This is a genomic window from uncultured Shewanella sp. (assembly GCF_947495455.1).
In the GTDB taxonomy this organism is placed as follows: Bacteria; Pseudomonadota; Gammaproteobacteria; order Enterobacterales; family Shewanellaceae; genus Shewanella.
In genome coordinates this window covers 39,176-49,166 of the sequence record NZ_CANLZC010000033.1, presented here as the reverse complement: position 1 = coordinate 49,166, position 9,991 = coordinate 39,176, and the positions used below count along the sequence as shown (strand labels likewise).

Genomic DNA, 9,991 nt, shown 5'->3' with positions numbered 1-9,991 from the left:
TGAGCTTATTATGGTTGTTTGGAGTATTTTACCTCAAAACCCTTGATGTGGCTGCTTTATATAAGGGGACACCTAAGGGCTGAGCACTATCATTTTATATTGATTGCGCTATAGCGGGGCTGAATCTCGAGTCTGTAGTCGATTGCGTAGTTCAAGAATGGCATGCCTCGTGGCTGGAACGGGAATATTGGCTTTTTCTGCTAGTTGAATAAAGTGATAAAAGACATATTTCATTTCAAGGGGAAGTCCTGAATCAAAATCTTGTTTCATACTAAAATAAACATCTTTATACTGAGGGGCATTAAAACTATTAATGATATCTTCCATCATATTCGCTTTTATTGTTACACCGTAACATTGACTCACTTGACGGACTTCTTCAGAGAGTGAGTGGATCATTTTTCGGCTTTTTTGATTGTGGGCGAGTCCATAAAAGGTTTTATCATGAATGATAGAAGCGGCATTGCAGGCAATATTGATCATAAGTTTGGGAAATCGAACCTGATAAATGTTTTTTAGGGCGTGTACATCGTTAAAAATTGATTTAAACAGTGTGGGTAAGAAGGCTAGCTTGTTCTGCTGTTGAAGAGGTGGTTGACTGGGCTGGACCACTGCATAAACCAGATTACGAAAGTGGCTATGTAATACCACTTCTCCAATTTGCTTACCTTTAGTCACTTTGATGTTGGAAATGGCACCGATAATCGTATTGCTTTTGTCAATGTATTTTGCCAGTTTTGCTTCTGCGCCAATGCCATTTTGTAAAATAATAAAAATTTTATGTTTTAGGTGGCTAAGTGACTTAAATAGCGTGTCATTTGCCGTTGACTTAGTGGTGACAAAAATGACATCACCATTAAGTTGGTGAGTGTCATAGATCACTTCATCTATTGTGGCACTCAATTGCGTGAGTCCAGTGACGAATAAGGGGGTGCTCGTAGACAAAGTACTATCGGTTTTGACCAATAACTGTACTTGATTTTGATGATGTTTTAAGAGGTGCGCTGCAATGTAACCGCCTATTGCGCCGATACCAATAATGGATATTTTCATCAATTTTTTACACTGGATAAGTTAAGTGATTATGATCGCAAAAAAAGCAACTATTCACAACTCAATAATTCACAACTCAATATTCATTTAGATTTTATCAAAAGAAGAGGCTGAGTGTCTAATATAAGTCCTAAAATGTTCACAGTAAAAGATCCAGCAAAAGGCTTGATATTCATACGGAAATACTGCATCTTAAACAGATACTTAATTGCTGTTTACCTAAATTACCAAAAGGCTTGCTGATCTTTGAATGCTTTTTAACGTGCTTTAGTTAACGCTAAAACATCAGCAGTCACTCGTTAATCTGCTAGCAGATAGCGGTAAAGGGAAGTTGTCTTCAATTTTTTTGATAGATTAAGCATGGAAAAAGAGTTTATGAAAATTGCGATTGCTGGAATAGGCTATGTTGGATTATCAAATGCGATTATCTTAGCGCAACACAATCAAGTTATTGCCTATGATATTGACAAGCTTAAGGTTGATTTAGTTAATGACAGAATGTCACCCATTAAGGATGCTGAAGCTGAACACTATTTAGCAACTCACTCTTTAGCATTAAGAGCGACTCATGACAAAAATATCGCTTTTAAAGAGGCGGATTATATTATTGTTGCGACACCGACAAATTATGATCCTGATACTAACTATTTTGATACGCATTTAGTGGAAACAGTGATTGAAGATGTCATTAAAATCAATCCTACTGCTGTTATTATCATTAAATCAACAGTGCCCGTTGGCTTTACTCAGCGACTTATTGCAGAAACAGGTCATCATAATATTGTATTTTCGCCAGAGTTTTTACGAGAAGGAAAAGCGGTATATGATAATTTATATCCCTCGCGGATCATTGTTGGTGAACGCTCAGAGCGAGCCAAGACTTTTGCTGCTTTATTAGTTGAAGGAGCGAGTAAGTCGAATATTCCTGTTTTATTTACTGATCCCACTGAAGCTGAGGCCGTTAAGCTTTTTTCAAATACCTATTTAGCCATGCGAGTAGCGTACTTTAATGAACTTGATACTTATGCAGAGACACATCAGTTATCGTCAAAGCAAATTATTCAAGGGGTGGGGCTGGATCCGCGTATTGGCGATTATTATCATAATCCTTCTTTTGGCTTTGGCGGCTATTGTTTGCCAAAAGACAGTAAGCAATTATTAGCCAATTATGAAGATGTGCCTAATAACTTAATTCGAGCCATTGTTGAAGCGAATGTGACTCGAAAAGATTTTATTGCTCAATCTATTATCAATAAAGGACCCGAAACGGTTGGTATCTATCGGCTGATTATGAAGTCAGGGTCCGATAATTTTAGAGCTTCATCAATATTAGGTATTATGAAGCGGATTAAAGCTAAGGGGATTAAGGTGGTCATTTATGAGCCTATTATGGAGGAAAAGACGTTTTTTCATTCAAAGGTTATCGACTCATTAGCCGATTTTAAAGCAATATCGGATGTGATTGTTTCAAACCGTATGGACGAGGAATTACAGGATGTGCTCGGAAAAGTCTATACTCGCGATTTATTTGGTATGGATTAATATTAATCTAATTTAACTTATTGATAAAATTAGATTAAAATACCACTGCAAGCAGTGTGAAATACAAGGAACGCAAGTCAAGCTTAAATAAGCGTCCGTGCCTGCAAGTCCTATTTCTAGAGGTGATGCAACTAGATTGACAATAATCGTGCTGAGCGCGCAATTAAGCAGTTTGTGTTCGGCCAAAAGAACTGGTTATTTAATATCTATAATAAAGATGCAGAAACCAGTGACATGTTGTACAACGTGATTGAAACAGCCAGAGCCAATGATCTTTTGGCTATGTTCCATAATGCTGTTGTCTACTTCAGTCATCTGAGTTTTCGATCAAACCAAAAATATCCTGAGAATTTGACGATGATGGCACAAGCGTTGTTTGAGTACTGTCTTCAGTATTGAGAATGAGAGGCAAACTGTCTTTACCACCGCCTATTAAGACAATTTTTGCATTCTGTGATTGAGCCAGTTCAAGGGTTGCTTCAATGCCCCGCCAACGTAAGTAGGTTTCGGATATTCCGTCAATCACTTTTGCCTGAAACGCCGCAATCCCCTCTGCTTCTATTTCTTTTCGTTGTGCCTCTTTCTTGGCGACTTCAAGGCGTAATGCATATTCCTGATCGAGATGTTGTTGATTAACCTTAGCCGTGATCGCCTCATTGGTCTTTGCAGGCAAAGTGACAGTTTTAATCAATACATCTTCCAACTCTACAAAACGTATGATATCTGTAGCCGCTTCACCATCCATTTTGACGAGATTTTGCAAGTCCATTGCATTGAGATGCACGCCAGTTTCGATTGAAGCAAATATTTCATTTTGAACTTGTTCCCGCTTTAAAGAATAAGTGTCTTCGACGGGGTGCTGAGACACTATTTGCCGAGATGAGGAGGCGAGTTCAGGAAAGACAAGACGGCTTGCATATTCCTGTCCGACCAATTTGTGCAGATATGGTAGTTTGGCTCGTATTGGGCGGTACCTTACCATCACATCAAGTGTCATCTTCAAGCCTTCTGACGATACGGCTTCAACATTCTCTTCAAAAACCTGAAAGCGAGTAGAGTAAGTCGTTAATTCGTCCCAAGGTAAAACAAGAACCGTTCCTTCCGGAAAGACTTGATCCAACTGAACCCCACCATCAAACCTTTTCCAAAGCACTCCCATATGGCCTGAGGGGATAGGGAGCAGCACAACTGGTACAATGATCAAAGCTAAGAGCCCAATGGTCAATAAGGACAAGGTGATATTGATACGTAGTCTTTTTAAGTAGTCAACAAATTCAGGGCGCCGTTTTCGATAAAAAGCAATTACCCCATATAGAAATGAAAACAACACAACAATGGCCAATATAATGACACTGATGACATATAAAACAGAAAATTCTACTATCATACCTAACAGTCCTTGTTTTCAGTATTATCGGGAGAAATGTTTGAAGGTGTGGGGGTAGCGGAATCTAATTCGTTCACCTCAATTATTTTACCATCGGCCATTTTTATCTGAGTGTCAGCTAAATGAAAATATTTGTCATCATGAGAAATAGCGACGATTGTTTTATTGGCCGCTTTTAGTCGTGGCAAAATTTGATGATAAAATTTAGATCGAAATTCCGGATCTTGATCTGCGGCCCATTCATCGAGAATAAATATAGGGCGGTTTTCTAAAATACAACTCAATAGCGCCAGACGTTTTTTTTGTCCGGTTGACAAGTCTACATTACTAAATCGGTTATTATTCAAATAAACTTTTTCAGAGATTTCAAGAAATTCAAACCACTCTTCGGCTTCTTCTTGTGAATATTCATCAATGCCATATAAATGTTGGAACAAATGAAAATCCGAGAAGACAGAGGTGAACAGATTTCTAAAAGCATCTAACTCTGCGTCGATGACTTGTCTACCATCAATAGAGATAGCCCCTTTTTTAGGGTGATATAACCCAGTTAACAGATGGATCAAGGTGGTTTTTCCACTGCCATTACTACCTGTAATAATAACTGTTTTGCCTTTTTTCAGGGTAAAGTCCAATGGACCTACCTCGAATAGCTTCTCGTCTTGGGACTTTTTATAGCTAAAACTGACATCTTTTAGCTTTATCTCGTTAAAATCTGTTAAAATATTAGCATCTGAATTAACTTTCTGATGCGATGCCAAATCAGCTTCCAATTGAAAGATATTTTTTGCCGCTGCATTAGCATCAGTATAGATTGGAACTGTCGAAATGATGATGCTAATAGGCCCTGCCATAAATAACAGTGCCACAGTTAATTTGAGAACAGTCTCTGGGTCGACCGTAAATATAATGGGAATGATGAAAACAATGGTTCCAATTATGCTTAAGTAAGAGGCTTGTGACATCACAAAGTTATTAATATAAGATGATTTTACTTTCTTTCTTGATGCGGTGAGTGCAGCAGAGTCTTTGTTGTACAATGAATGGATGGCATTGGCACGTTTGCGATTTAACTTTATTTCGCGAAAACCTTTCAGAATATCCATAAGCCGAGCAATAATTCGATTTTCATATTTGAAGCTAGTTTCAATATTATTGTTCGTTTTTTTTAAGTCATGCAAATGGAGCAATATGCCTATTGAGAAACAGGCAAGCAACACAATAAATGCGGCTACAGATAACCAAAGCACGTACAGAAGAAGAAATAACAGTAATATACTTACTTGCCCTCCAGTTACCAATAGTTGAGATGATTGAGAAATGATTTCTAGTTCCTTGCTGAGTGTAATGTAGATGCGTTCACTATTAATTTCTTCAATGTCGTGAAAGTCACACTGCCGTATGTGGGAGATGATCGTAAGTCTAATATCGTTTAGCATCTGCTCAATATGAGAGCTAAACCGCAGCATTAGTTGTTGCTGGGCAAGACAGTAAGTAGCGACGGCAAAAATAAAAAAGACAAGAAAATAGAGGATTTGATTGTTGTATTGAATTGCGGATACATTATCTGCGGTGATATTGATAATGGCTAATATAAGCGCATTACACAGACCTGAGAGACTAGCGAGTATTAGATAGGAGTAGGCGCTTTTTTTTAAATGAGTGTCTCGGTTGATAAGAGCGAACACTGTCATAATGATAATCCGTTATTTTATATTCAGTACTGCCTTTGAAATTATTGTTGAATTGCACGTAAATATTTCAATTGAACTTAGTCTAACATATTGAAATAACATAACTTAATTGTTGTTTTTTGTAATGCGTCGCCTGTTGGTTTTCGCTAACATTTTCGTTTTTTATTAAACTGATTTTTCAAATAAGAAAGAGATTGTTAATGAAAGTTAGTTGTAATTTTAGAGGTTGTCAAGATGGGCTTGTAGGGTATCATTTTACACTCTGTTTTCGTCTGCGATTATTTAATCTTTTGGCAGGACGTGAGCTTAAATGGGCGCATCAATCAATAGCAAAGTTGGATGACGGTCTGGGAAGGTTGGAGTACATGACAGCCTCATGTAGTAGGCTACCGAGTCGTGAAAGAAATGATTGCAGATGGCAAGAGCCTATGGTGTCTGTTCCTGATACAGGGACTAATTGCCTCGGACATTTTTCGAGTTTACTGCTAAGTTTATAATCATGAATTTATACTACTAGATTAATTATGGAAAATAAAGAAACTGATTACGATGTTATTATTGTTGGTGCTGGTTGGTCTGGTATTGTTGCCTGCAAATACATGCTAGCACATGGTTTAAGCTGTTTAGTTTTAGAAAAAAATAATTACTTTGCAGGAGTATGGCATTTTGATGAGAGTAATACTGAAACGGGAGGTGTCATTTCCTCAACCAGAACTACCTCATCTAAACCTGTAACTGAAATGTCTGATTTTCCTATGCCAGATGATATTCCACCATTTCCAACTCACACTCAAATTCTTAACTATCTAGAAAGTTACATTAAAAATTTTAACTTGAGTAAAAACATTAAACTAAATTCATTCGTTGAATCAATTACAAAAGAAAATAATGTATGGATGATAAAATGTCAAAAAAATATGTTATATCATTCTAAATTTGTAATTATATGTTCAGGAATACATCAACATCCGAATACAGACATTCTTGATAAAAAACTTTTCTCTTCTTTTACGAATGAAGTAATGCATAGTTGTACTTTAAAAAGTGGATTTGACAGATTTATAAACAAAAATATTTTAATTTATGGCAGTGGTGAAACTGCTAGTGACATCGCCGTTGAAATTTCAAGCTACAGTAATAAATTGTTTTTATCTTCACCAAATGGGCAATGGATTGTCAGTAAATACACTAAATCTGTATATCATCCACAAATATTAACGTTAGATCAATATTCTTCTGTTTTGAGAACAATAATTGATCCAACAGATGATGCTGCCTATGCAGCAAGTATCACGCAAGAAGAGGGAAAATGTGGACATGGTATAAAAGAGTGGGAAACAACTGCACCTTATCAAACTAAGTTTTTCAACAAAAATGCTGAGATGATTAGCCGTGTACATTTAAATTTAATACATCCAAAATCTAATATCGATAAATGTGATGGAAGTATCATTCATTTTTCTGACGGTAGTTCAGGAGAATGCGATGCGATTGTTTTATGTACTGGATACAAAGAATATTTTGAATTTTTACCAAAAACCTTTAGAATAAGCAGTATGTATGATAATTTCAATTTAATCTTTCATGCCAAAGATCCAACGCTGACTTTCTGTGGTTTTGCTAGGCCTATAGTAGGCTCAATAACTGCTATATCTGAAGTGCAAGCAATATGCATAGCCAAAGTATTTGTAAATGAAATAAGCTTACCCACAAAGACAATAATGGAAAACATGATACAAAAAGATAAAGAGTATTATGATAAAAGATTTGGGTTGGAATCAAAAAGAATTAGTGGATTGGTTGATTTTATCAAATATCAGGAAAAATTAGCAATTTGGTCAAATATTGAACCAGATTATAGGAGGTTACTCAAGGAGCACCCCAAAGATTTTTTATCAATTATTATAGCTCCACATAATAATTGCAAATATTTATTAAACCAAGATGATTTATACCATAAAGCCTTATCACACTTAAAAAAACAAATACACCCAGTTTTAAAAACTATCCCTTTCTACCTAACATCAACAGTTCTCAATATATTCCCGTACTGTGAAAATTATTATACAGACCGTAAATTCATTAAATTCAGAAGAGTAGTCTCATTTTTTATAGCTCCTGTAATTATGTTAATTAATATTACTGTAGAGGCCATCAGTAAGTATTCACTTTTACTTTCTAATATAATTTTACTACCGTTATTCTTTTTACTCTTACCTTCACTAATATTTAAACTTAGTAAATTCTTAAAAAACAGGAAAGAAATAAAAAATGAGATTGATTCTTGGTAATTATCATTTTATTATTAAGCATCCTCGCCGTTATAACCTATTCTGGTCTCATAAGCTGAACCTTAAGAATTAAAGTATTCATAAATATAATTAAATAAACGGTAACCCCCCGGCTCTGCCGGGGTGATTCGCATATGTTTCACCTATACAGCGGTATAGGTACGCTCAAGTCTCGACCAAAAGACAGGAGAGTAACCTATGCGAGATCCTAAGAGTTTGTCTCATACACGTTGGAATTGTAAGTACCATATAGTCTTTATTCCAAAAAAGAGACGTAAGTTAATATTTGGTGCTATGTACTGGTCAACCCAAATTGGACACTTTTAGTTGAGAATATTCAAATTCTACAGGTGACAGATCGCCATTAGCAGAATGAAGCCGCTCTAAGTTGTAGTATTTCATATAGTCAGCCACATTTCTCTTCATAGACTCTCTTGTTGGTTGATTAACTTTTAAAATCCAATCGTGTTTCAAGCTACCAAAGAAACGCTCGACGACTGCATTATTCCAACATGCGCCCACATCCCCCATACTGGCACGGATCTCATAACTCGATAACAGCTTGCCAAATTGCTTACTGGTATATTGTGAGCCTCTGTCACTGTGAAATACCAAGCCTTTAGGCGGTTGCCGAACGTTATAAGCTTTCATTAATGCCTTAGAAATCAAGTCTGTCGTCATGCGTTTATCTATGTGCCACCCCACTATACGACGTGAATATAAATCCATCACTACAGATAAATACATCCAGCCTTCACCCGTCTTCAGATAAGTCACGTCACCTGCCCAAACTTGATTAGCAGAAATTGGATTAAAGTTCATGTTTAGCAGGTTATCTGCAACGCTATCGCTGTGTTTTCGCTGTGTTTTCGCTTTGTTGTCACTTTATAAGCTTGGCGTTGAGTCACCTTGAGTCGTGTACGTCGCATGATTTTACGGACTAAATAACGACCAACTTGATAGCCTTTTTTGCGTAATCGCTTCACCATTTCACGGTTCCCTAGACTGCCTCGACTTTTCTTAAATAAATGCCGAACACGGCGCTAAAGCATTAACGTATCAAGATTTATCACCTTCGCAGGGCGTTTATACCAATTGTAATAGCCATATTTACTGACATTCATCACACGGCATAACAGCGCTACAGGAAATTGATTAGCGTGTTTTTTAACAAACTGAAATTTTACTTCATTTCTTTCGCAAAGAAGGCGCTTGCCTCGGTGTGCCCCTTGGGTATTTTTAGGAGTTCTTTCTTCATGCGTAATTCTTTGTTTTCTTTACGCAATCGTTTGAGTTCATCAGGCTCAGACTCTTCTAAAGTCAATCCTTGTTGCTTGGATTCATATTTTTCTTTCCAGGTATAAAGCAGACTTGTCCCCACGCCAAGTGACTTGGCAGCATCTGCAACACTGTAACCTTGCTCTAGCACCATCAAGACGGCTTCATCTTTAAATACTTGCGGATAACTCTTATGTGACTTCTTCAAACTTATATAGACCTCTTAATTTATTAACGGTACTGTCTCAAAATTAAGTGTCCGATGGGATTAGGCCAGAACACTATTCGAAAGCACTTGGGTGAGGTCTTTCACGAACTAGCTCGTCAAAAAGGCGTTGTGATCGAAGAAGGGCATCTATTGCCAGCTCATGTTCATATGTGTTTGAGTATTCCACCCAAATTTTCAGTATCTAACGTCGTGGGTTTTATGAAAGGTAAAAGTGCCATTTCAATTGCTCGTCAGTTTAAGGGACGGCAAAAAAACTTCAATGAAGAGGCTTTTTGGGCAAGAGGTTATTATGTTTCTACAGTTGGTTTGGATAAGGAAATGATAAAAGAGTACATATGAAATCAAGAAAAAAATGACATTCATCGGGATCAATTTGAATTTGGAATATAGAGGGTGCCTTGGGCAATTACTTAAGCCCTTTTAGGGCGTCATCTAAATACTCTTTCCTTTAACAATATAGTAAGTATTATTGGCGTCAAGCTTTGCAAAATAAGGGGTATTTACATAACCAAAATCT

Annotated in this window: 5 protein-coding genes and 4 pseudogenes; 5 read left to right on the top strand and 4 right to left on the bottom strand. The window is 36.8% G+C overall.

Going from position 1 to position 9,991, the window contains the following annotated elements; all coding sequences use genetic code 11:
- Positions 1 to 108 precede the first annotated feature (108 nt).
- Positions 109 to 1,053 (bottom strand): ketopantoate reductase C-terminal domain-containing protein, encoded by a 945-nt coding sequence (locus Q0791_RS10750; RefSeq protein WP_299005928.1) that lies wholly within the window; start codon positions 1,051 to 1,053, stop codon positions 109 to 111.
- 375 nt (positions 1,054 to 1,428) lie between these two features.
- Between Q0791_RS10750 and Q0791_RS10745 the strand changes: the two genes are divergently transcribed.
- Positions 1,429 to 2,595 carry a nucleotide sugar dehydrogenase gene (locus tag Q0791_RS10745; RefSeq protein ID WP_299005926.1) on the top strand — a complete coding sequence of 389 codons (1,167 nt, stop codon included), beginning with the start codon at positions 1,429 to 1,431 and terminating at the stop codon, positions 2,593 to 2,595.
- Positions 2,596 to 2,730: 135 nt separating this feature from the next.
- Positions 2,731 to 2,874: pseudogene (locus Q0791_RS10740) on the top strand (transposase); the annotation flags it as partial.
- Positions 2,875 to 2,902: 28 nt separating this feature from the next.
- Here the strand turns inward: Q0791_RS10740 and Q0791_RS10735 are convergent.
- Both Q0791_RS10735 and Q0791_RS10730 read right to left on the bottom strand, forming a co-directional pair.
- Positions 2,903 to 3,982, bottom strand: a complete 1,080-nt coding sequence (locus Q0791_RS10735) for a prohibitin family protein (protein ID WP_299005924.1) — start codon at positions 3,980 to 3,982, stop codon at positions 2,903 to 2,905.
- 2 nt (positions 3,983 to 3,984) lie between these two features.
- The gene (locus tag Q0791_RS10730) at positions 3,985 to 5,676 is read right to left on the bottom strand and encodes a cyclic peptide export ABC transporter (RefSeq protein WP_299005921.1); all 1,692 of its coding nucleotides are present in this window, start codon (positions 5,674 to 5,676) and stop codon (positions 3,985 to 3,987) included.
- 524 nt (positions 5,677 to 6,200) lie between these two features.
- On the opposite strand from Q0791_RS10730, the gene Q0791_RS10725 reads away from it, so the two are divergent.
- Positions 6,201 to 7,967, top strand: a complete 1,767-nt coding sequence (locus Q0791_RS10725) for an NAD(P)-binding domain-containing protein (protein ID WP_299005918.1) — start codon at positions 6,201 to 6,203, stop codon at positions 7,965 to 7,967.
- A 198-nt stretch (positions 7,968 to 8,165) separates the two neighbouring features.
- Positions 8,166 to 8,264: pseudogene (locus Q0791_RS10720) on the top strand (IS200/IS605 family transposase); the annotation flags it as partial.
- A gap of 6 nt (positions 8,265 to 8,270) precedes the next feature.
- Here Q0791_RS10720 and Q0791_RS10715 read toward each other — a convergent pair.
- A pseudogene (locus tag Q0791_RS10715) lies at positions 8,271 to 9,459 on the bottom strand (IS3 family transposase).
- Between the two features lie 69 nt (positions 9,460 to 9,528).
- On the opposite strand from Q0791_RS10715, the pseudogene tnpA reads away from it, so the two are divergent.
- A pseudogene (gene tnpA / locus Q0791_RS10710) lies at positions 9,529 to 9,813 on the top strand (IS200/IS605 family transposase); the annotation flags it as partial.
- Between the last annotated feature and the right edge of the window lie 178 nt (positions 9,814 to 9,991).

Excerpts from the sequence above, each read along its gene's own strand:
- Q0791_RS10750 (WP_299005928.1), bottom strand. The coding sequence starts at position 1,053 with ATGAAAATATCCATTATTGGTATCGGCGCAATAGGCGGTTACATTGCA.
- Q0791_RS10745 (WP_299005926.1), top strand. The coding sequence starts at position 1,429 with ATGAAAATTGCGATTGCTGGAATAGGCTATGTTGGATTATCAAATGCG.
- Q0791_RS10735 (WP_299005924.1), bottom strand. The coding sequence starts at position 3,982 with ATGATAGTAGAATTTTCTGTTTTATATGTCATCAGTGTCATTATATTG.
- Q0791_RS10730 (WP_299005921.1), bottom strand. The coding sequence starts at position 5,676 with ATGACAGTGTTCGCTCTTATCAACCGAGACACTCATTTAAAAAAAAGC.
- Q0791_RS10725 (WP_299005918.1), top strand. The coding sequence starts at position 6,201 with ATGGAAAATAAAGAAACTGATTACGATGTTATTATTGTTGGTGCTGGT.